This is a genomic window from Streptomyces sp. NPDC048171 (genome assembly GCF_043202655.1).
GTDB lineage: Bacteria > Actinomycetota > Actinomycetes > Streptomycetales > Streptomycetaceae > Streptomyces.
Genome location: NZ_JBIDAU010000002.1, coordinates 503,366 through 523,081, shown reverse-complemented (window position 1 = coordinate 523,081; position 19,716 = coordinate 503,366). Strand labels below are relative to the sequence as shown.

Here is a 19,716-nt window from a genome sequence, read left to right as displayed (position 1 = left end):
CGTTCCCGCGCGCCATCGACCGATAGCCTCTGCCCGTGAGCAGGAACGCCGCCTTCAGTCCACCGCCGGGCGCCCGCGCGTACCGGATGTCCACCGCGCGCGGTGAGTTCGCCGTCGTCGACTCGCCCGTGGCAGACGGGGTGGCGACGCGGGGAACGGTCCTGATGCTGCCCGGGTTCACCGGCAGCAAGGAGGACTTCACGCTGCTGCACGCACCGCTGGGGGCGCGCGGGTACCGTACGGTCGCCGTCGACGGACGGGGGCAGTACGAGTCGGACGGCCCCGAGGACGACGAGGCCGGCTACGCGCGCCCCGAGCTGGCCCGGGACGTGCTCGCGCAGGTCGCCGCTCTCGGGACGCGCGTCCATCTCGTCGGGCACTCCCTCGGCGGCCAGATCGCGCGGGCCGCCGTCCTGCTCGACCACGCCCCCTTCGTCTCCCTCACGCTGGTCTCCTCGGGTCCGGCGCGGATCTCCGAGTCCCAGCGGCTGCGGGTGAAGCTGCTGCGGGACGCGCTGGACACCATGACGATGGCCGAGGTCTGGCAGGTGATGCAGGCCATGGGGCCGCCCGAGGAGGTCGGCGCCCCGGCCCCCGCCCACGGCCCGGAGGACCCGGTGCGGCTGCGCGAGCGCTGGCTGGGTACCAGACCCGCCCAACTGCGCGCCACGGGACGGCAGTTGTGCACGGAGCCGGACCGGGTCGCCGAGCTGGCCGCACTGGCGCTGCCGTACCACGTGCTGTCCGGCGCCTACGACGACACCTGGCCCGTACCCCTCCTGGACGAGATGGCCGTACGCCTGGACGCGCGCCGGACCGTGATCGTCGGCGCCGAGCATTCCCCCAACACCGATCAGCCGCTGCCGACCGCCCGCGCGCTCGCCGACTTCTGGGACGGCGTCCCCCAGCAGTCCGCGGAGGCCGGACCCTAGTACTGCGCCCGCAGGTGCTCCCAGAAGCCGTCCCGCAGGGCCCGTCTCAGATCGGCCTGGCCGCGCAGCGAGTACTGGAGCAGGCCCTCGGCCTCCACCAGCAGGTCCTGGTCGACCGAGCCGGGGAGGTAGGGGTGGCCGGGGAGGAGTTCCAGCAGGGTGTCGCGACCGCGGGCGGCGAGCCACTTCGCCGCGATCTGCGCGCCGACGAAACGGACGTCCTCGCGGGCCGGCCGGGTGCCCGTCGCGTCGAAGGCCTGGGCCGCGCGCCGGGAGACGTACGGCTTGAAGAACTCCAGGTCGAAGGTGCGCTGGCTGTCGACCTCCCAGAGCAGCGGGTCGGCCTGGTTGCGGCCGTCGGGGGCCTCGATGCCCCACAGGTGGACGCGGGCGCCGTACCCCTGCGCCGCCTCGACCGCGGAGACCAGGTCCTCGTCGCCGCCGAGCAGCGCCGCGTCGCTGATGGCGCGGTACCGGGCGAGGGACTCCAGGTCGGAGCGGATGAGGGAGTCGACGCCCTTCTGCTGGTTGTTGGCGTTGAGGTTGCCCAGGCGCACCTTGACGTCCGGCAGTTCGGCAATGGACTGCTGCTCGGCGGTGTGGATGCGGCGGCGGGCGCCGTCGTACCAGTAGACGCGGAGCAGGCGGCTGTCCGCGAAGATGGTGCGCGCCTTGTCGATGAGCGCCTCGATCAGCCCCTCGGCGTCCAGGTCGAAGGCCCGGCGGTCCTCGGTCCCGGTCACCAGCCGCCCCGCCGCCGCGTACAGATATCCGGCGTCGACGAAGATCGCGTGGGTCGAGGGTGTCTTCGCCACCTCGGCGAGCATGCGCAGCAGCAGCTCGTTGGTGCGGTCGATACGAGCGTTCAAGGACGCGAGGTCGGCGTTCATCGCCTCCATTGTCCCGGCGGTCACGCTACGAACACAACTGGTCCCCGTCAGTCTTGTAACGGACACTGGTCGCACTGCAACAAGCCGCTTACCTGTCAGTAATTAGTCGTTCGAAAAATTTCCTTAGCGTAGGGAATGTTTGCATCGGGCATCCCGTTGACTCCTGTGGAAGCCCGGGCACCGACGACCCAGGAGCCACACCAGTAGTTCTCCTCAGGAGGATGACCAGATCAAGGGAGAGGCCATGCGCTTTGAAGTCATGCGACTCGACGACGTCGACGGGACCCCCGTCGACACGACTGTCGTGGACGCCGCCTCCGTAAACCGGATCGTCCAGCAGGCCGCCGCCATCGGACAGCGCCTGTGGATCCGCCCCGCCGAACCCTCGGCCTTGTAGCGCGGACCCTTCACACACACCCGGGGCCCCCGTACGGAACGCCGTACGGGGGCCCCGTGCGTGTCGGGTGGGCGTCCGGGACCGCGGTCAGGCGCCCTGGATCACCTGCGTGACACCGTTGATGATCTGCTGGACCGCGATCGCGGAGAGCATCATGCCCGCGAGCCGGGTCACCAGGACCACACCGCCGTCCTTGATGACGCGGATGATCAGCAGCGAGTACCGCATCACCAGCCACAGCACCACGTGGATGGCGAGGATCGCCGCCCACACCGAGACCTGGCCGGTCACCCCGTCCGCCTTCTGCACGGCGAGGATGACCGACACGATCGCCCCGGGCCCGGCGAGCAGCGGCATGCCCAGTGGCACCAGCGCCACGTTGACGTCCTTGGTCTGCTTGGGCTCGTCCGTCTTGCCGGTGAGCAGGTCGAGGGCGATCAGCAGGAGCAGCAGCCCGCCCGCGATCATCAGGGCGGGCACGGACACGTGCAGGTAGTCCAGGATCTGGTGCCCGAGCAGACCGAACACGGTGATCACGCCACCGGCGACGCAGACCGCCTGGAGGGCCATCCGCCGCTGCACCTTGGCGGGGCGCCCGGAGGTCAGCGCGAGGAAGATCGGGGTGATCCCCGGGGGATCCATGATGACGAACAGGGTCAGGAAGAGGGAGCCGAAGACGGCGAGGTCGAACATGGGTGAGCTACTGGCCTTGCGAGAGAGGACGGGAGAGGGGAAGGTGCGCGGGAGGTAAGGCTCAGGCCCCGCCGGCCCCCGGCACGGGGAACGCCCCGAACGCCCGTCGTGTGATTTCCCCGTACACCTCGGGGTCGGTCGTGTACTGGCCGAGCACGCAGGTCTTCCGGCTGCCGTGGTAGTCGCTGGAGCCGGTCGTCAGGAGCCCCAGCTCCTTCGCGACCCCGCGCAGCCGTGCCCGGGTGTCCGCGTCGTGGTCCATGTGGTCGACCTCGATGCCGTCGAGCCCGGCGGCGGCCAGGTCGGCGATCGCGGACTCCGGCACGGTACGGCCCCGCTTGACGGCGGCCGGGTGGGCGAAGACGGCGACCCCGCCGGCGCCCTTGATCAGCCGGAGCGCCTCGAAGGGGTCGGTCTCGTGCTTCTCGACGAAGGCCCGGCCGCCGTCGGCCAGCCAGTCCGCCGTGAAGGCGTCGCCCACCGTCGGCACCACGCCGAGTTCCACCAGCGCGGTGGCCACGTGCGGCCGCCCGACCGAGCCGTCGCCGGCGATGCGCGCGACCTGCTCCCAGGTGACGGGCACGCCCAGGCCGTTGAGCTTCGCGACCATGCCACGGGCCCGCGGCACGCGGTCGTCCCGGACCAGCTCGCGCTCGGCGAGCAGGGCGGGCTCCTCGGGGTCGAAGAGGTAGGCCAGCATGTGCATGCTGACGCCGTCGAGCCGGCAGGAGAGCTCGGCCCCGGTGACCAGGGTCAGCCCCTCGGGCAGCGCGGCGAGGGCCTCGGCGTGGCCGCGGGTGGTGTCGTGGTCGGTCAGCGCGACGACGTCGAGACCGGCCGTGGCGGCCTTGCGCACCAGCTGGGCCGGGGTGTCCGTGCCGTCGGACGCGGTGGAGTGGGTGTGCAGATCGATGCGCACGACGCTGACTCCAAACGGTGACCGGACGGAATGGGGAGACTCAAGGACAGGAAAGGACAAGAAGGGGACGCTCAAGGATAACCGGTGCCGCACCCGGCCCTGTCACACCCGCAGCCGCCCTGCGCCCCCTACAGCACACCCGCGCCAAGGCGGCTAGGGCTGGATCAGCCGAGGCGACAGGGCCCCGCACGGCACCAGGTCGATCTCGGCGCCCGCGTCCCGCAGGTCGGTCAGCACCAGTTCCTCGTACATCAGCAGCCCCGAACGCTCGGGCCAGACGACGGCCCACAGCCACATGCCCAGGGCCTCCCCGGCGAAGACCGCGCGGTCGACGGGTCCGCCCGAGACGTGCCAGAGGGGGGTCGGGCGGCCGGCGGCCAGGACCTTGGCCTGGGGCGGTTTCTCCACGTTCATGTACGGCCCCGGGTCGGGGGCGTCGAGACCGGCGTAGCGCGCACCCAGACCGACACCGAGTTCCTCGGCGATCAGGATCAGCTCACCGATGCCGCCGAGCGGTCCCGGTCCGGAACAGGCCACCGCGGTCGCGCGGCCACCGGTGCGGTCGTCACCCGCGCAGGCCACCCCCGTGAACAGCCAGCCGACCGGCAGCGGCCAGGGCATCCAGACCGGCACCTGGGTGCGGTGCACCACGACACCGAGCGCCTCGACGCTGGGCGGGAGCACGGGCTGGAGCGGATGCACGGTGCCGTGCAGGTCGCACTGCCAGGAATCGGCGAAGAGACCGGGAGCCCTGACCCGGCCACCACACTTCGGGCAACTGGGTTCGCCCCTCATACAGCCCCACGGTCCTACCCTCGCTCCCCCACGTCAAGGACGATCACCCATCCGGACGGAAGCCCGCACCCCGGCTTGCACCCGCGAGATTAGGTGTACGTTGCATTAATTAGCGGAGCTAACTTAGTATGTGTAAATACCAACCATCTCGTCGGCATTGGAGCACTGGCATGGACCCCTTCGACGCGGGTGCGGGCGGCATCCTGCGACAGCCCAAGGCGGTGTGGGCGACGGCCGGCGCCTCCGTCGTGGCCTTCATGGGCATCGGGCTCGTCGACCCGATCCTGCCGTCCATCGCGAAGGGCCTGGACGCGAGCGCCGGCCAGGTCTCCCTGCTGTTCACCTCGTACTTCCTCATCACCGCGCTCGCGATGCTGGTCACCGGCTTCGTCTCCAGCCGCATCGGCGGACGCAAGACCCTGCTGCTCGGCCTGGCCTTCGTCGTGGTCTTCGCGGGCCTCGCGGGCACCTCCGACACGGTCGGCCAGCTCGTCGGCTACCGGGCCGGCTGGGGCCTGGGCAACGCGCTGTTCGTCTCGACCGCCCTCGCCGTCATCGTCGGCGCCGCGGCCGGGGGCAGCGCGGCGGCGATCCTGCTCTACGAGTCCGCGCTCGGCCTCGGCATGGCGTGCGGCCCGCTGCTCGGCGCGCTGCTAGGCGACGCCAGCTGGCGCTACCCGTTCTTCGGCACGGCCTTCCTGATGGCGATCGGCTTCCTGTGCATCACCGTGTTCCTCAAGGAACAGCCGAAGCCGGCCCGCAAGACCTCACTGCTCGACCCGATCAGGGCGCTCGGCCACGGCGGCCTCGCCTCCGCGGCGGTCTCGGCCTTCTTCTACAACTACACGTTCTTCACGGTGCTGGCCTTCACCCCGTTCGTGCTGAACATGACCCCGTACAAGTCCGGCGCGGTCTTCTTCGCCTGGGGTGTGCTGCTCGCCGTCTTCTCGGTCCTCGTGGCGCCGCGGATGCAGAAGCGGTTCGGCTCGCTGAAGGTGCTGGGCGGCTCGCTGGTGCTGCTCGCGGCCGACGTACTGGTCCTCGGCTACGGCAACCACACCGCCGCGATCGTCTGCACGATCCTGTCCGGCGCGTTCATCGGCGTGAACAACACCGTCTACACCGAGCTGGCCCTCGGGGTGTCGGACGCGCCGCGGCCGGTGGCGAGCGCCGGGTACAACTTCGTGCGCTGGTTCGCGGCGGCGGCCGCGCCCTACTTCGCGCCGAAGATCGAGGAGTGGACGGACATCCACATCCCGTTCGTGGTGGCGGCCGTCACCGCCGTGCTGGGCGCGGTCGTGGTCCTCGTACGGCGCAGGGCGCTCACCCACGAGGCCGAGGAGCTGGAGACCGGGCACGCCACCGAGGACAGCGTCACCGTCTTCGCCAACTGAGGAGCAGGGAGGCTCACTTGGTGAGTTCCGTCACTCCAGCGGGACGGACCTGCGGGACGGATCGCGCAGGTCCGTCCCGTGCGTCAGCCAGCGCTCCTGGAGGGCCTGCGCGCCGTGCACGCGCTTCCAGGCCGCCTCGTTCGGCGTCATCGGCAGCAGCGGCAGGAACCGCACGGGGTCCAGCGGGGCGTCCAGCTCCAGGTCCTCGACCAGGCCGCCCGGCTCGGCGACCAGCACCGAGGTGAACGGCGCCCCGGGCCACAGCGCCTCCCCCACGTCCAGCGAGGCGCCCGGCGCCACGATCACGCCCTCGACCTGCGGGGAGGCCGCCAGCACGGCGAGCGGCCGCAGCACCTTGCCGGTGTCGGCCACACCGGCCCGGACGGAGAGCACCAGCTCGGCGCGGGGCCCCTTGACCGGGTCGGCGAGCGGGGCCGTCGGATCCGCCATGGGCTGCGCCGACATGCCGAGGGTGGCGTAGCGGACGATGTCGCCCTCCTGGCCCGCGGCGGGGAAGCGCAGCACCTCGATGCGGTCGGTGCCGAGGAAGGTGACCGCCGCGCGTGCGTCCGGTTCGCCCAGCGCGCTGCGCAACCGGGCCTCCACCAGAGGAAGAACATCAGCCATGCGGCGAGCATAGAACTCGTCGTGAACCGGCAAAGCGGCGCCTTGACACCTTGGGTGACTGGTACTCTGGGCCAGCGGTTCGGGGCAGCGCTCAGCGCATCGCGATCAAGCACCCGACGCTATGAAGACTCCCCTACGGGGAACCCCTCCAAACAAGGGGTATGGATCGTCCCTCACGAGGGACCGGCCGGAGGAGGTGGGCGGCATGGACCGAAGTCGACCGTGCAGTACCACCCGCTCTTCCGGCCTCTGACGCAGCTGTTCCGGTTCCTGCCGCTGCCGCTTTCCGTCCGCGCGCCCTCCACGCGGAAGAGCACTTCGTCTCGTAGTGCCTGATCCGATCCATCGACGCCCCTCGCGTCGATCCGTGTCAGCAGCTGAATCAGCAGCGAAGCCGGCCACCGCGACGGTGCGGTGCCCCCCGCTTTGTGGACGCGCCGAGCACGCGTAACCAGGACGTCCCCATTCCGGGCGGTTCCACCCGTCTCCGGCCCCGTTCGCTGCCCGTCGCGAAGGAGCCTGCCATGTCGATGATCCGTGACCTGCGCGCCGCGGTCCGCCCGTCCCGCGTCTCTCTGCGCAAGGACAACGGCGCCTACGACACCACCCGCGACCCGGGGAACCCGTCCGCCGTCGTCGACTGCGCCGTCTACCGCGACGGTGCCCGCGTCGAGACGGACACGCCGCTGACCCCGCACACGGCGATGCGCCAGGTGCGCCGCGACGGCGGCTTCGTGTGGATCGGTCTGCACGAGCCCACCGAGGACGAGTTCGCCGGCATCGCCCGGGAGTTCGGGCTGCACCCGCTGGCCGTGGAGGACGCCGTCCAGGCCCACCAGCGGCCCAAGCTGGAGCGGTACGACGACTCCCTGTTCACGGTCTTCAAGACCATCCACTACGTCGACCACGACGAGCTGACCGCCAGCAGCGAGGTCGTGGAGACCGGCGAGGTCATGTGCTTCACCGGGCGGGACTTCTTCATCACCGTCCGGCACGGCGGCAAGGGCTCGCTGCGGGCGCTGCGGCACCGGCTCCAGGAGGACCCCGAGCTGCTGCTCAAGGGCCCCTCCGCGGTGCTGCACGCCATCGCCGACCACGTCGTGGACGGCTACATCGCGGTCGCCGACGCGGTGCAGGACGACATCGACGAGGTCGAGACGGAGGTGTTCTCGCCGGGCCGCAAGGGCAGCCCGCGCGGCACGGACGCCGGCCGGATCTACCAACTCAAGCGCGAGGTGCTGGAGTTCAAGCGTGCGGTGGCGCCGCTGCTGCGCCCCATGCTGCTGCTGAGCGAGCGGCCGATGCGGCTGATCGACCCCGAGATCCAGAAGTACTTCCGGGACGTCGCCGACCACGTGGCCCGGGTGCAGGAACAGGTCGTGGGCTTCGACGAGTTGCTGAACTCCATCCTCCAGGCCAACCTCGCCCAGGCGTCCGTCGCGCAGAACGAGGACATGCGCAAGATCACCTCGTGGGCGGCGATCATCGCCGTACCGACGATGGTGTGCGGGGTGTACGGGATGAACTTCGACTACATGCCGGAGACCCACTGGAAGTTCGGGTATCCGCTGGTCCTGTCCGTCACCGTCGTCCTCTGCCTGGGCATCCACCGCACGCTCAAGCGCAACGGCTGGCTCTGAGAGGGGCCCACGGGCGCTGGATAGGCTGACCGCATGACACGCGAGCTGCTCGACCAGGCCCTCGTCGAGGAGGCCACGAAGAAGTCCGGCCTCATCTGGGCCAAGGGCCCCGGGGTGCCCGCCCGCGCGCTGTGGCACGTCTGGCACGAGGGCGCGGCCTGCGTCGTCGGCGACGGGCCCGGCGAGCAGCCGCTGCCGGGGCTGACGGACGGGGCCGCGGCCGAGGTGACAGTGCGCAGCAAGGACAAGGGCGGCCGGCTGGTCACCTGGGCGGCCCGGGTCGTGGAGCTGCCGTCCGGTTCCGAGGCATGGCAGGCCGCGGTCGCCGACCTCAAGGGCAAGCGCCTCAACGCCCCCGACGGCGAGGCGATGACCGACCGCTGGGCCCGCGAGTGCCGGGTGCTCCGGCTGGAACCGACCGGGACCACGGCCCCGCTGCCCGACGGCGCGCTGTCCGAGCCGCCCCTGCCGACCTCGGCGACCACCCGGAACCCGGCACCGGCCGGACTCCCCCGCCTGCTGCTGAAGCGGCGCCGCCGGTAGGGCCGCACAGCCCCGTGACCTGTCCGGCCCTAGGACGACGGCAGCTGTTTGCCGTAGTCCAGGGTGTCGTCCTTCGGTGGCTCCTTGAGTGCGAAGTCCTTGTTCCAGTCCGAGAAGCTCAGCGTGCCCGCGCTGCCCGCACGCACCAGCCGCAGCGGGTACGGCGCGCCCTCCAGGGAGACGTCGAGCGAGCCGCCGGCGCCGTCGTCGCCGGTGATCCGGATGGTGCGGATGCCCGCCTGCTCGTGTCGGCCGTCGGTCTTGACCGCGCCGTGCAGCGTCAGCAGACCTCCGAGGAGGACGTCCTTGTCCGTGAAGCCGCTGAACTTCTTGTACACGGGGTCGCCCTGCGGCACCTTCACGTACTTGCCGGCCAGCTTCTCGGCGGCCTTGGCGTCACCGCCGTCGTGGCTCCAGAACCCGGCGTCGGCCTTGAGGAAGAGCTGCTCCCCGACGCGCAGCAGCCCGAACGTCGTCCCCTCGGCGGCGACCGAGCCGGTGCCTCCGTCGGCCTTCAGCCGCATGTCGAGGCGGTACGTGCTCCCGCCGGCGGCCACGGAGCCGTGCAGGCGCACCGCCTCGGCGGACTGGGCGACCGCGCGGGACTTGGTCTGGATCGTGTCGGCCGGAAGCTTCCCGAGGCCGTTGGTCCCCGCGTCCGGGTCCTCGCCGCCGCATCCCGTCAGCCCCGCGCCCGTCACCGCGGCCAGGGCACACACCACGCCCTTGAGAGCGGCCCTGCGGACACGGCGCCGGGGAGTCACAGACACAGGTGGAACTGCCTTTCTGACAGGGGCTGACACGACGCGGACGGGACGCCGGTGGCGGGCTGACCGCCCGGGCGGCGTACCGCAGCGTACCGGGGCCCCGGAGGGCGAACGGAGTCAGTCCGTCCGGACCGGCCGCCAGGGCGCTGCCGATCGGGACGGGCTAGCCTGAAGCCCGTCCGAGCGGGCAATTCGGAAAAGAGACACCGTACGAATCAGCCGTCACGCATCAGCCGTCACGCACTCTGAGCCACGCACTCTGAGGCACGCTTACGAAAAGGAGCCGCGGCCATGGCAGCGGGCGCACCCCGGATCTTCGTCTCCCATCTCTCCGGCATCGCCGTGTTCGACCCGGCCGGCGACCAGGTGGGCCGGGTACGCGACCTGGTCGTCATGCTCCGGGTCGGCCGCAAACCCCCGCGGGTGCTCGGGCTGGTCGTCGAACTCACCACCCGCCGCCGCATCTTCCTGCCCATGACCCGGGTCACCGGCATCGAGTCCGGCCAGGTCATCACCACCGGGGTGGTCAACGTCCGGCGCTTCGAGCAGCGGCCCACCGAGCGCCTCGTCTTCGGCGAACTGCTGGACCGGCGGGTCTCGCTCGCCGAGACGGGCGAGGAGGTGACGGTCCTCGACCTGTCGGTGCAGCAGCTGCCGGCCCGCCGGGACTGGGAGATCGACAAGGTCTTCGTGCGCAAGGGCAGGAAGGGCGGCGCCTTCCGGCGGGCCAAGGGCGAGACCCTCACCGTCGAGTGGTCCGGCGTCACCGGCTTCTCGGTGGAGGAGCACGGGCAGGGCGCCGAGAACCTCCTCGCCACCTTCGAGCAGCTGCGCCCCGCCGACCTCGCCAACGTCCTGCACCACCTGTCCGCCAAGCGCCGCGCGGAGGTCGCCGCCGCCCTAGACGACGACCGGCTGGCCGACGTACTGGAGGAGCTGCCGGAGGACGACCAGATCGAGATCCTCGGCAAGCTCAAGGAGGAGCGCGCGGCGGACGTGCTGGAGGCGATGGACCCCGACGACGCCGCCGACCTGCTGGGCGAGCTGCCCGAGGCTGACAAGGAACGGCTGCTGAGCCTGATGCAGCCGGACGACGCGGCCGACATGCGGCGCCTGATGGCGTACGAGGAGCACACGGCCGGCGGTCTGATGACCACCGAGCCGATCGTGCTGCGGCCCGACGCGACCGTCGCCGACGCCCTGGCCCGGATCCGCAACCCCGACCTGTCCCCGGCGCACGCCGCCCAGGTCTACGTGTGCCGGCCGCCGGAGGAGACGCCGACCGGCAAGTACCTGGGCACCGTCCACTTCCAGCGCCTGCTGCGCGACCCCCCGTACACCCTGGTCGGGTCGATCCTCGACGACGATCTGCGGCCCCTGGACCCGGACGCCGCGCTGCCCGTGGTCGCCGGGTTCTTCGCCGCGTACGACATGGTCGCGGCGCCGGTCGTGGACGACTCCGGGTCGCTCCTCGGCGCGGTCACCGTGGACGACGTACTGGATCACATGCTGCCCGACGACTGGCGGGAGACCGAGTACCACCTCGACGAGCCGGCCGGGGCGGCGAAGGAGGGGAGCGCCGATGGTGCCCGATCGTGAGACGGCGACCCGGGAGCGGGCCACGTCGGGAGCCACGGCCTCCCGTTCCCGGGCCCGCCTGGACCAGCCCCGCGCGCCGCGCCGCCGCATCCTGCCCGAGTGGGACCCGGAGTCCTTCGGCCGGCTCTCGGAACGGGTCGCGCGGTTCCTGGGCACCGGGCGGTTCATCGTCTGGATGACGTTCGTCATCATCCTGTGGGTGGTGTGGAACGTGTCCGCACCGAGCGGGCTGCGGTTCGACGAGTACCCGTTCATCTTCCTGACGCTGATGCTCTCGCTGCAGGCTTCCTATGCGGCCCCTCTCATCCTGCTCGCGCAGAACCGGCAGGACGACCGGGACCGGGTCAATCTCGAGCAGGACCGCAAGCAGAACGAGCGGTCGATCGCCGACACCGAGTACCTGACCCGGGAGATCGCGGCACTCCGCATCGGCCTGGGCGAGGTCGCCACCAGGGACTGGATCCGCTCCGAGCTGCAGGATGTGCTCCGGGACCTGGAGGAGCGGCAGAACGGCCACCACCCCGACCGCGGGGTATTCCCGGCGGATCGCCCGCAGGGGCGTGACGTACACGACCGCTGACGGGGCTTACCCTGCCCGGTGTGCGGCGCCGTACCATCGTCACTATGGCTACGGAAGACGCGGTGCGCGAAGCACTGGCGACGGTGAACGACCCCGAGATCAACCGGCCCATCACCGAGCTCGGGATGGTCAAGTCGGTGGAGATCGGTGCGGACGGAGCGGTCGCGGTCGCCGTGTACCTGACCGTCTCCGGCTGCCCCATGCGGGACACCATCACACAGCGCGTGACCGACGCGGTGGCGCGGGTCGAGGGTGTCACGCGCGTCGACGTCGAGCTGGACGTGATGAGCGACGAGCAGCGCAAGGAGCTGGCGAGCGCCCTGCGCGGCGGCCAGACCGAGCGCGAGGTCCCCTTCGCCAAGCCCGGCAGCCTCACCCGGGTCTACGCGGTCGCGTCCGGCAAGGGCGGCGTCGGCAAGTCGTCGGTGACGGTGAACCTGGCGGCGGCGATGGCGGCGGACGGCCTCAAGGTCGGGGTCGTCGACGCCGACATCTACGGCCACTCCGTGCCGCGCATGCTGGGCGCCGACGGACGTCCCACCCAGGTCGAGAACATGATCATGCCGCCGTCGGCGAACGGCGTGAAGGTCATCTCCATCGGCATGTTCACCCCGGGCAACGCGCCGGTCGTCTGGCGCGGCCCGATGCTGCACCGCGCGCTCCAGCAGTTCCTGGCGGACGTGTACTGGGGCGACCTGGACGTCCTGCTGCTCGACCTGCCGCCCGGCACCGGTGACATCGCGATCTCGGTGGCCCAGCTGGTGCCGAACGCCGAGATCCTGGTCGTGACGACCCCTCAGCAGGCCGCCGCCGAGGTGGCGGAGCGAGCCGGGGCCATCGCCGTGCAGACCCACCAGAAGATCGTCGGCGTGGTCGAGAACATGTCCGGCCTGCCCTGCCCGCACTGCGGCGAGATGGTCGACGTGTTCGGCACGGGCGGCGGCCAGTCGGTCGCCGACGGCCTCACCCGCACCACCGGCGCCTCCGTGCCGGTGCTCGGCGCCATCCCGATCGACGTCCGGCTCCGCGAGGGCGGCGACGAGGGCAGGCCCGTCGTACTGTCCGACCCGGACTCCCCGGCGGGCGCGGCCCTGCGCTCGATCGCGGGCAAGCTGGGCGGCCGTCAGCGCGGACTCTCGGGCCTGTCGCTGGGGATCACGCCGAAGAACAAGTTCTGACCCTCCCCGCGAGGTGACCGGGGCGCTGTCCGGCGGGACGGCGCCCCTCGTCGTGTACGGGCGGCCGCCGGGCGTCAGACGTAGGCGGCGATGTCCTTGACCACCGAGAAGGCCAGGCCGTACGCGCTCATGCCCCGGCCGTAGGCGCCGAGGTGCACGCCCTGCTCGGTGGAGCCCGCGAGGACCCAGCCGAACTCGGACTCCCGATAGTGGAACGGCGTCGGCACGCCGTCCACGGGAAGCGACAGGGTCGTCCAGTCCTCGCCGTCGAGGTCGTCCGCGAGGACCCAGGCCGTCTCCGTCTGCTGCTCCAGCCAGTCGTCGCGCAGCGAGTGGTCCATCTGGCCGGGCCAGGTGAAGGACAGCAGGCCCACGCCGGCGAGCCAGGCCGCCGAGGAGACCGAGGTCGCCTCCAGCAGGCCCGTGCCGTCGGCGCTGCGCCGGTCCGGGTTGGCCGCCACGGTCACGACGACCGCGAACTTCTCCTTGGCGTCCTGCTCGTCGCCCGCCACGTGCTCGTTGCGCACCGACGGTTCGTCGCCGTGCCCGATCGAGCCGTGCTCGACGGTGCCGTCGGCGGCCGTACCGAGCTGCATCAGCCTGCGCGGTCCCGTGAACGCCTCATCGAGGCCGTACCACGGGAAGGGCGCACTCAGGTAGCCGTCGACCGTCTGCCGGCCGGACGGGGACTGGGGTCCGCCCTCCGCGGCCGGCGCCTGTGCGACCGCCTGACTCGTCGTCTCCATGTGCCCGGACGCCTCCTCGCGCTCGTCGGGCCGGAACGGCCCGCCCCCCTTCGGGCGCACTCGTCCGGTCCGCACAACAACTCGGGAAGCATAGCCACACCACTGGCGGCAGCCGGGAAAGCGCCCGGCGCGTGGTCGCCCGGAGACCGCCATCGGGCCCGGTACGCCCCGTCCGGAGTATGAGGTGCGTCACCCGCGATGCGGCGGCGGGTGGGCTCAGGTGGCGTCGGCGTCGAAGGGCGGACGGTCCTCGGCGGCCGGCTTCTCGGGCTTCTCGGGCTTCTTCGACATGTCGATACGGCCGCCGCCCGAACCGGAGGAGGCCGCGGACCCGGACCCGGACGACGAGGACTCCGTGTCGCGGCTGTGCACCGCGTCGGTGACCTCGGCCATCTCCTTCTTCAGGTCGAAGCCGTTGCGGAGTTCCTTGAGCCCCAGCTCGTCGTTCTCCATCTGCTTGCGGATGAACGTCTTGGGGTTGAGGTCCTCGAACTCGAAGTCCTTGAACTCGGGGCCCAGCTCCTGGCGGATGTCCTGCTTGGCGCTGTCCGAGAACTCCCGGATCTTCCGGATGGTGCGCGTCACGTCCTGGATGACCTTGGGGAGCTTGTCCGGACCGAAGACGAGCACGGCGAGAACAACGAGCGCGACCAGCTCGAGTGGTCCTATGTCATTGAACACCTGAAGCTCCTTGGGATGTCCGGGCCGCCACCACGGTACCCGCCGACCCGGCGTGACCGGTACCGTCCCGTGAGTCCCGAGTGCGTGTATGCGAGCGCTTTCCGAATTGTTTGCCTTCCGCTCAGTCGCCGTCGGAGGAGCCGAGGACCAGGGAGAGCTTTGTTTCCTTGCCGCCGCGTTCAAGGGTGAGTTCGAGGCGGTCGCCGGGGCGGTGGGCGCGGGTCTTGACGATCAGTTCCTCGCCGGAGTGGACGCGCTGTCCGTCCACCGCGGTGATGACGTCACCCGGCTTGATGCCGGCCTTGGCGCCCGGACCGCCCTTGGTGACCGCTGATCCGTCGGCGCCGACCCGGGCGCCGTCACCCGTGTAGTTCATGTCGAGGGTGATGCCGATGACCGGGTGGCTGGCCTTGCCGGTGTTGATCAGTTCCTCGGCGACGCGCTTGCCCTGGTTGATGGGGATGGCGAAGCCGAGCCCTATGGAGCCGGACTGGCCGCCGTCCGACTCGTCGCTGCCGCCGCCCGCGGAACGGATGGCGGAGTTGATGCCGATGGCCCGGCCCTGGGAGTCCAGGAGGGGGCCGCCGGAGTTGCCCGGGTTGATGGGCGCGTCGGTCTGGAGGGCGTCGACGTACGACACGTCGCTGGCGTCGCCCTCTTCGCCGCCGGCGGTGATGGGCCGCTCCTTGGCGCTGATGATGCCGGAGGTGACCGTGCCCGCCAGGTCGAAGGGGGCGCCGATGGCCACGACGGGGTCGCCGACCCGGACGTTGTCGGAGTTGCCGAGGGGCATGGGGGTGAGGCCGCTGACGCCCTTCACCTTCACCACGGCGAGGTCGTACCCGCTGTCGCGGCCGACGACGGTGGCCTGGGCGGTGTCGCCGCTGTTGAAGGTCACCGTTATCTCGCCGCCGTCTCCGGCGGGGTCCACGACGTGGTTGTTGGTCAGGATGTGGCCGCGGCCGTCGAGGACGAAGCCGGTGCCGGTGCCCGCGGCGTCGCTGCCGTTGACGTGCAGGGTCACGACGCTGGGCAGGGCGCGGCCGGCCAGCGCCGCGACGCTGCCGGGCGCCCGCTCGGCGGACTCGGCGCCGGCCTGCGGCAGCTCCACGGTGCCCACGCCGCCGTTGCGCTCCAGGTAGACACCGATGGCGCCACCCGCGGTGCCGGAGATCAGCGCGATGAGCAGCGCTCCGCCGATCAGCGCCTTCCTGATCCCCCTGCGCCGCTCGTCCGGCGCCCCCGGGGGCCTGCCGCTGTGCTGGAGGGGCTCCGGGGCGGGCGATGCGGCCCAGGGGTCGTAGCGGCCCCACGGGTCGAGCGGAGGCTCGGCGCCCTGTACCGCCGTCGGCTCGGGAGCGTGGCCGGCCGCTCCCACGGGCTCGCCTCCCGGGGCGGCCGCGTGCGCGGGGACGCCGGGGGACGCCGCGTCACCCGTCCCCGCGGGCTGCCGGGCCGGCGGGACCGGGGGCGGGGCGTCGGCCGGCGCCGGGTCGGGCGTCGCGCCCGGCGGGGGTGTGGGGTGGGCGGGCGCGGGCAGCGGGGTCGCTCCGTGGGGTACGGGCGGCGCCGGGTGTCCGGCCGGCGGGACCGGGGGCGGGGCGTCGGTCAGGGCCGGGTCGGGCGTCGCGCCGGGCGGGGGCGTGGGGAGGGCGGGCGCAGGGGGTGTCGCCGTGCCGTGGGCCGGGGTTGTCGCCGGGTGCTGGACGGGTGGGGCGGGTGCCCAGGGGCCCGGTTCGCCGTACGGCGGGGTGCTGTACGGGTCGGGTTCGTGGAGGGGTTTCGGGCGCGCTTCGCCGCCGGGCGCCGGGCGGTCCAGCTCGTAGTCCCCCTCGTCGGCCGCGCGGGGCGGCAGCGGGCGTTCGAGTTCGAAGTCGCCGCCGTCGGTGTGCTCGGGACCCGTACCGCGAGGCCGTTCCAGCTCGAAGTCGCCGTCCGTCGCGTCCTCGGACGAGCGGGGACGAGTCCACCACTTCGCCTTCGTGGGCTTCGCCTCGTTCATGTTCTCCCCCGCAGCTGGCCGCAGATCGTCGGCTCCAAGGGCTCTGGCGCCACCCCGGATTCAATCAGGTTCCGGGCCCGGCGCGCAGAGCCCGTCAGCGGACCGGACGGTGCGAGGGCGCCGAGGACGCCGTCGGGGCCGGAGAGACGGCCGGAGCGGGGGCGGGGGCTGCGAACAGGCCGGGCGGCCGGACCTCGGGCGCCGTCGACCAGGACGCGAGCGAGAGCGGCGGCACCGCTTCCAGCGGACGTATCAACGGGGACATCGCCGCGGCACCGGCCGTCACCGGGGCGGTCAGCGCGTGCACGGCCTGCCGGCGGGCGTCGGCCGCGGGCAGCCCCGGCACCAGCGGCGCGGAGGCGCTGGTGGGCGCGACGGGGACGTCACCGAGCGACCGCTGCCCCTGGGCCTGCCCGAGCAGCGGACCGGCCGTGCGGCGGCGTTGGTTCTCGGACGTGGCGGCCGCTCCCGCGCCCTGGGTCCGGGTCGGCGTCACATTGCTGCCGTTCCCCGAGCCGCGGGCGTCGGTGGTGAGGTCCGGCGTGCCGAGGGTGACGCCGCCGAGGGCGATGGCGGCCAGCGAGACCGCGCCTGCGGCGGCGAAGGCGAACCGCAGTCCGCGCGAGGCCGACCGCTCGGACTCCTGGCGGCTCACGTCGTGGATCCGGAAGCCCCGCCCCGGTGCGGACGGCGGCAGGACCGAGGCGTGCGGCCGCAGCGGCGCGTAGTCGAACTCGAACCGCTCGCCGCGCTTCGGGCCGAGGGTGCCGGGGCCGCCGAGCCTTCCGGGCAGCCCCGTCAGGTCGTCGGCGAACCCGCCGCCGAACGGCGGCAGGCCGCCACCGTCCCCGTCACTTCCTGCGGGCAGCCCCTGGAGGCGGGCCAGGAAGCTCTCGGAGGGGGCCGGCGGGGCGGCTTCCGCGAAGACGTTCTTCAACCGGCGCTGCGCGTCGACCTCCGTCTTGCACTTCGGGCAGGTCGCCACGTGCGCCAGTACGCGCTCACGCGCGTCATGACCGAGCTCTCCGTCCACGAGGGCGGAGAGTCGGTCTCCCAGATGCTGCTCTGCGAGGTGCCCCTCGGATTCAGGCCGTGACCCACTCACGCGCTCGTGCCCCCTCCTCCCAGCGCGGGAACGCCGGCCACGAAGGGACGACGCTCGGCGCGCGCCTTGGGTGAACGGTGGGCGAGCGCCTTGCGGAGCTGGGAGCGGCCGCGGTGGATGCGGGAGCGGACGGTGCCGAGCTTGACGCCGAGGGTCGCGGCGATCTCCTCGTACGACAGCCCCTCGATGTCGCACAGGACGACGGCGGCACGGAACTCGGGCGCGAGGGTGTCCAGCGCCTGCTGGACGTCCGCGTCGAAGTGGGCGTCGTGGAAGATCTGCTGCGGGGTGGGCTCCTTGCTGGGCAGCCGCTCGGCCGCGTCGTCACCGAGCGCGTCGAAGCGGATGCGCTGCTTGCGGCGCACCATGTCCAGGAAGAGGTTGGTCGTGATGCGGTGCAGCCAGCCCTCGAAGGTGCCCGGTGTGTACGTCGACAGGGACCTGAAGACGCGGACGAAGACCTCCTGGGTGAGGTCCTCGGCGTCGTGCTGGTTGCCGGTGAGGCGGTAGGCGAGGCGGTAGACCCGGCCGCTGTGGGTGCTGACGATCTCCTCCCAGGTGGGCGGAGTCCACGCCTGTCCGTCCGCGTCGCTGGTGAAGGTCGCGGTCTGTGCGGATCCCGTGGCGGGACCGGCGGCGTGGCTGGGGTCAGCAGCGGTGTCGTTCACGGATTTCGGCCTGCCTGCCGATCCGAGGAAGCGCCGCAGCACTCCGCCCCGATCCGCGGGTGCGGCCGCACCTCCCCTGTCGGCTCTGGTGGTGTCCAGTGGAGCCCCTACCATAGCCACCTCGCCCGTTAGCTCCGGATAAGCGGTTTTACGAGAATTTGATCTGTGCTGGCACGGCTCGTACGGCTGCGTCAGCAGTTGCTCGACGCCCTGCTGCATTCGCCGCCCCCTTCCCAGCCCCGACCGCTCGTCCGCCTCTTTGCTCTCCCCTTTAAACGACCGGTCCCATCTGCGGGTTCCCGACGCCAACGGATACAGTCACGCCGAGGCAACAACGGGGACAGGAGAGGGTCATTACCGGCAACCGGCAGACGAGCTGGGCGTTCTCCGACGCCTATGTCGCCGAGGACGACGCGCTGCTCTGGGCACGTGACCGGGCCCGCGAGGCGGGTCTGCGCTCGGTGACCCCGGGCACGGGTTCGGCCCTGGGGCTGCTCGCCGCTGCCGTGGACGCGAAGGCGGTCGCGGAGATCGGCACCGGCTGCGGCGTCTCCGGGATCCATCTGCTGCACGGAATGCGGCCGGACGGCGTGCTGACCACGGTCGACCCGGAGCCGGAGCACCAGCAGTTCGCCCGCCAGGCCTTCCGCGCGGCGGGCTTCGCCAGCAACCGGGCCCGGTTCATCCCCGGGCGCGCCCTGGACGTGCTGCCCCGGCTCGCGGACTCCGGCTACGACCTCGTCTTCTGCGACGGCGACCGCCTGGAGTACCTGGACTACCTCGCTGAATCGTTGCGCCTGCTGCGCCCCGGTGGCCTGGTCGCGTTCGAGGGCGTCTTCGGCGCCGGCCGAACGATCGACTCCGGACCGCAGCCCACCGAGGTGCTGCGGCTGCGGGAGGTCCTGCGCGCGGTGCGCGAGAGCCAGGAGCTGGTGCCGTCGCTGCTGCCGGTCGGCGACGGGCTGCTCTGCGCCGTGAAGCGCTGAGCGGCACACCTGGGGCAACACCTGAGACGGACAGTCGCCCCGGCACCGCGTGCGGCACCGGGGCGACTGAACGGGTATGGTCGCTCGCGCGTCAGCCGACGACCTTCTTGAGGGCGTCGCCGAGCGCGTCGGCCTCATCGGGGGTCAGCTCGACGACGAGCCGCCCGCCGCCTTCGAGCGGAACGCGCATGACGATGCCCCGCCCCTCCTTGGTCACCTCGAGCGGGCCATCGCCCGTCCGCGGCTTCATGGCCGCCATGCTCGTTCCCCTTCCTGATACCAGCTCACCGTCACCGCCGACGGCCCGTGAGGGCACGCGCAGTCCGGCCCGGACGCGCGACACCGGCATCGAACACATTGCTTCCCGGCCATTATCCCGCATCCCAGGACCCGATGACCAACATCGGTCGGCATCGCTTGGGCAACGCGCGCGAGCAAAACCACTCAATTCGGGGATGTGACTGCGATACTGCGCGCCCTCACCCACTTCCACCGAATGGATACGGACCGGAATTCTTTGACGCAGGTCACATCTCCGCAGCCCCGCGTCGGCGGCGATCTCCGTCATGCTGTT

21 protein-coding genes are annotated in these 19,716 nt (G+C 71.8%); 9 read left to right on the top strand and 12 right to left on the bottom strand.

What is annotated here, in order from left to right:
* Positions 1 to 35 precede the first annotated feature (35 nt).
* Entirely contained in the window at positions 36 to 932 is an 897-nt protein-coding gene (locus ACGF3J_RS06820) for an alpha/beta fold hydrolase (protein WP_393853573.1), read from the top strand.
* Here ACGF3J_RS06820 and ACGF3J_RS06815 read toward each other — a convergent pair.
* Positions 929 to 1,822 (bottom strand): NYN domain-containing protein, encoded by an 894-nt coding sequence (locus ACGF3J_RS06815; RefSeq protein WP_161331878.1) that lies wholly within the window; start codon positions 1,820 to 1,822, stop codon positions 929 to 931. The two genes, ACGF3J_RS06820 and ACGF3J_RS06815, sit on opposite strands and share 4 nt — an antisense overlap.
* A 244-nt stretch (positions 1,823 to 2,066) precedes the next feature.
* Between ACGF3J_RS06815 and ACGF3J_RS06810 the strand changes: the two genes are divergently transcribed.
* Entirely contained in the window at positions 2,067 to 2,219 is a 153-nt protein-coding gene (locus ACGF3J_RS06810) for a hypothetical protein (protein ID WP_087807363.1), read from the top strand.
* Between the two features lie 87 nt (positions 2,220 to 2,306).
* On the opposite strand, the gene ACGF3J_RS06805 is transcribed toward ACGF3J_RS06810, so the two are convergent.
* The 3 genes from ACGF3J_RS06805 to ACGF3J_RS06795 all read right to left on the bottom strand — a co-directional run bounded on the left by ACGF3J_RS06805 (position 2,307) and on the right by ACGF3J_RS06795 (position 4,626).
* On the bottom strand, positions 2,307 to 2,912 hold the full coding sequence (locus tag ACGF3J_RS06805; RefSeq protein ID WP_122616094.1) for a MarC family protein: 606 nt from the start codon (positions 2,910 to 2,912) through the stop codon (positions 2,307 to 2,309).
* A gap of 61 nt (positions 2,913 to 2,973) precedes the next feature.
* Positions 2,974 to 3,831, bottom strand: a complete 858-nt coding sequence (locus tag ACGF3J_RS06800; RefSeq protein WP_161331879.1) for a PHP domain-containing protein — start codon at positions 3,829 to 3,831, stop codon at positions 2,974 to 2,976.
* A gap of 153 nt (positions 3,832 to 3,984) precedes the next feature.
* Positions 3,985 to 4,626, bottom strand: coding sequence for a DUF6758 family protein (locus ACGF3J_RS06795; RefSeq protein WP_125492214.1), 642 nt, complete (start codon positions 4,624 to 4,626; stop codon positions 3,985 to 3,987).
* Between the two features lie 170 nt (positions 4,627 to 4,796).
* Here ACGF3J_RS06795 and ACGF3J_RS06790 point away from each other — a divergent pair, with 170 nt between their 5' ends.
* Positions 4,797 to 6,020 (top strand): MFS transporter, encoded by a 1,224-nt coding sequence (locus ACGF3J_RS06790; RefSeq protein ID WP_393853572.1) that lies wholly within the window; start codon positions 4,797 to 4,799, stop codon positions 6,018 to 6,020.
* Between the two features lie 30 nt (positions 6,021 to 6,050).
* On the opposite strand, the gene ACGF3J_RS06785 is transcribed toward ACGF3J_RS06790, so the two are convergent.
* A complete protein-coding gene (locus ACGF3J_RS06785; RefSeq protein ID WP_161331881.1) occupies positions 6,051 to 6,647 on the bottom strand; it encodes a suppressor of fused domain protein in 597 nt (198 codons plus the stop codon).
* 524 nt (positions 6,648 to 7,171) lie between these two features.
* On the opposite strand from ACGF3J_RS06785, the gene ACGF3J_RS06780 reads away from it, so the two are divergent.
* Positions 7,172 to 8,287 carry a magnesium and cobalt transport protein CorA gene (locus tag ACGF3J_RS06780; protein ID WP_161331882.1) on the top strand — a complete coding sequence of 372 codons (1,116 nt, stop codon included), beginning with the start codon at positions 7,172 to 7,174 and terminating at the stop codon, positions 8,285 to 8,287.
* Between the two features lie 33 nt (positions 8,288 to 8,320).
* Entirely contained in the window at positions 8,321 to 8,830 is a 510-nt protein-coding gene (locus ACGF3J_RS06775; protein ID WP_161331883.1) for a hypothetical protein, read from the top strand.
* A gap of 29 nt (positions 8,831 to 8,859) precedes the next feature.
* On the opposite strand, the gene ACGF3J_RS06770 is transcribed toward ACGF3J_RS06775, so the two are convergent.
* The gene (locus ACGF3J_RS06770) at positions 8,860 to 9,600 is read right to left on the bottom strand and encodes a hypothetical protein (protein ID WP_161331884.1); all 741 of its coding nucleotides are present in this window, start codon (positions 9,598 to 9,600) and stop codon (positions 8,860 to 8,862) included.
* A 288-nt stretch (positions 9,601 to 9,888) separates the two neighbouring features.
* Between ACGF3J_RS06770 and ACGF3J_RS06765 the strand changes: the two genes are divergently transcribed.
* From ACGF3J_RS06765 to ACGF3J_RS06755, 3 genes are read left to right on the top strand one after another with little or no spacing between them, the layout of a single operon-like run.
* A complete protein-coding gene (locus tag ACGF3J_RS06765) occupies positions 9,889 to 11,196 on the top strand; it encodes a magnesium transporter MgtE N-terminal domain-containing protein (RefSeq protein ID WP_386933642.1) in 1,308 nt (435 codons plus the stop codon).
* A complete protein-coding gene (locus tag ACGF3J_RS06760) occupies positions 11,180 to 11,776 on the top strand; it encodes a DUF1003 domain-containing protein (RefSeq protein ID WP_161331886.1) in 597 nt (198 codons plus the stop codon). The genes ACGF3J_RS06765 and ACGF3J_RS06760 overlap by 17 nt, the downstream gene beginning before the upstream one ends.
* A 44-nt stretch (positions 11,777 to 11,820) precedes the next feature.
* A complete protein-coding gene (locus ACGF3J_RS06755; RefSeq protein WP_161331887.1) occupies positions 11,821 to 12,954 on the top strand; it encodes an Mrp/NBP35 family ATP-binding protein in 1,134 nt (377 codons plus the stop codon).
* 74 nt (positions 12,955 to 13,028) lie between these two features.
* Here ACGF3J_RS06755 and ACGF3J_RS06750 read toward each other — a convergent pair whose 3' ends face one another.
* From ACGF3J_RS06750 to sigE, 5 genes are all read right to left on the bottom strand, one after another.
* A complete protein-coding gene (locus ACGF3J_RS06750) occupies positions 13,029 to 13,700 on the bottom strand; it encodes a hypothetical protein (protein WP_161331888.1) in 672 nt (223 codons plus the stop codon).
* A 216-nt stretch (positions 13,701 to 13,916) separates the two neighbouring features.
* Positions 13,917 to 14,381: a sec-independent translocase gene (locus tag ACGF3J_RS06745; RefSeq protein WP_161331889.1), complete on the bottom strand. Its 465-nt coding sequence runs from the start codon at positions 14,379 to 14,381 to the stop codon at positions 13,917 to 13,919.
* A 121-nt stretch (positions 14,382 to 14,502) separates the two neighbouring features.
* Positions 14,503 to 16,383, bottom strand: coding sequence for a trypsin-like peptidase domain-containing protein (locus ACGF3J_RS06740; protein WP_393853571.1), 1,881 nt, complete (start codon positions 16,381 to 16,383; stop codon positions 14,503 to 14,505).
* A gap of 94 nt (positions 16,384 to 16,477) precedes the next feature.
* Positions 16,478 to 17,488: a zf-HC2 domain-containing protein gene (locus tag ACGF3J_RS06735; protein WP_161331084.1), complete on the bottom strand. Its 1,011-nt coding sequence runs from the start codon at positions 17,486 to 17,488 to the stop codon at positions 16,478 to 16,480.
* The gene (sigE, locus tag ACGF3J_RS06730) at positions 17,485 to 18,156 is read right to left on the bottom strand and encodes an RNA polymerase sigma factor SigE (RefSeq protein ID WP_161331085.1); all 672 of its coding nucleotides are present in this window, start codon (positions 18,154 to 18,156) and stop codon (positions 17,485 to 17,487) included. The genes ACGF3J_RS06735 and sigE overlap by 4 nt, the downstream gene beginning before the upstream one ends.
* A gap of 287 nt (positions 18,157 to 18,443) precedes the next feature.
* On the opposite strand from sigE, the gene ACGF3J_RS06725 reads away from it, so the two are divergent.
* Positions 18,444 to 19,142, top strand: coding sequence for an O-methyltransferase (locus ACGF3J_RS06725; RefSeq protein ID WP_161331096.1), 699 nt, complete (start codon positions 18,444 to 18,446; stop codon positions 19,140 to 19,142).
* A 91-nt stretch (positions 19,143 to 19,233) separates the two neighbouring features.
* Here the strand turns inward: ACGF3J_RS06725 and ACGF3J_RS06720 are convergent, their stop codons facing one another.
* Positions 19,234 to 19,401, bottom strand: a complete 168-nt coding sequence (locus tag ACGF3J_RS06720; protein ID WP_003966491.1) for a DUF3117 domain-containing protein — start codon at positions 19,399 to 19,401, stop codon at positions 19,234 to 19,236.
* Positions 19,402 to 19,716 lie beyond the last annotated feature (315 nt).

Bases quoted from the DNA above. Each gene is read 5' to 3' on its own strand.
- ACGF3J_RS06815 (WP_161331878.1), bottom strand. From the start codon at position 1,822: ATGAACGCCGACCTCGCGTCCTTGAACGCTCGTATCGACCGCACCAAC.
- ACGF3J_RS06765 (WP_386933642.1), top strand. From the start codon at position 9,889: ATGGCAGCGGGCGCACCCCGGATCTTCGTCTCCCATCTCTCCGGCATC.
- ACGF3J_RS06720 (WP_003966491.1), bottom strand. From the start codon at position 19,401: ATGGCGGCCATGAAGCCGCGGACGGGCGATGGCCCGCTCGAGGTGACC.
- ACGF3J_RS06780 (WP_161331882.1), top strand. From the start codon at position 7,172: ATGTCGATGATCCGTGACCTGCGCGCCGCGGTCCGCCCGTCCCGCGTC.
- ACGF3J_RS06740 (WP_393853571.1), bottom strand. From the start codon at position 16,383: ATGAACGAGGCGAAGCCCACGAAGGCGAAGTGGTGGACTCGTCCCCGC.
- ACGF3J_RS06805 (WP_122616094.1), bottom strand. From the start codon at position 2,912: ATGTTCGACCTCGCCGTCTTCGGCTCCCTCTTCCTGACCCTGTTCGTC.
- ACGF3J_RS06775 (WP_161331883.1), top strand. From the start codon at position 8,321: ATGACACGCGAGCTGCTCGACCAGGCCCTCGTCGAGGAGGCCACGAAG.
- ACGF3J_RS06750 (WP_161331888.1), bottom strand. From the start codon at position 13,700: ATGGAGACGACGAGTCAGGCGGTCGCACAGGCGCCGGCCGCGGAGGGC.
- ACGF3J_RS06810 (WP_087807363.1), top strand. From the start codon at position 2,067: ATGCGCTTTGAAGTCATGCGACTCGACGACGTCGACGGGACCCCCGTC.
- ACGF3J_RS06760 (WP_161331886.1), top strand. From the start codon at position 11,180: ATGGTGCCCGATCGTGAGACGGCGACCCGGGAGCGGGCCACGTCGGGA.
- ACGF3J_RS06790 (WP_393853572.1), top strand. From the start codon at position 4,797: ATGGACCCCTTCGACGCGGGTGCGGGCGGCATCCTGCGACAGCCCAAG.
- ACGF3J_RS06755 (WP_161331887.1), top strand. From the start codon at position 11,821: ATGGCTACGGAAGACGCGGTGCGCGAAGCACTGGCGACGGTGAACGAC.
- ACGF3J_RS06795 (WP_125492214.1), bottom strand. From the start codon at position 4,626: ATGAGGGGCGAACCCAGTTGCCCGAAGTGTGGTGGCCGGGTCAGGGCT.
- ACGF3J_RS06785 (WP_161331881.1), bottom strand. From the start codon at position 6,647: ATGGCTGATGTTCTTCCTCTGGTGGAGGCCCGGTTGCGCAGCGCGCTG.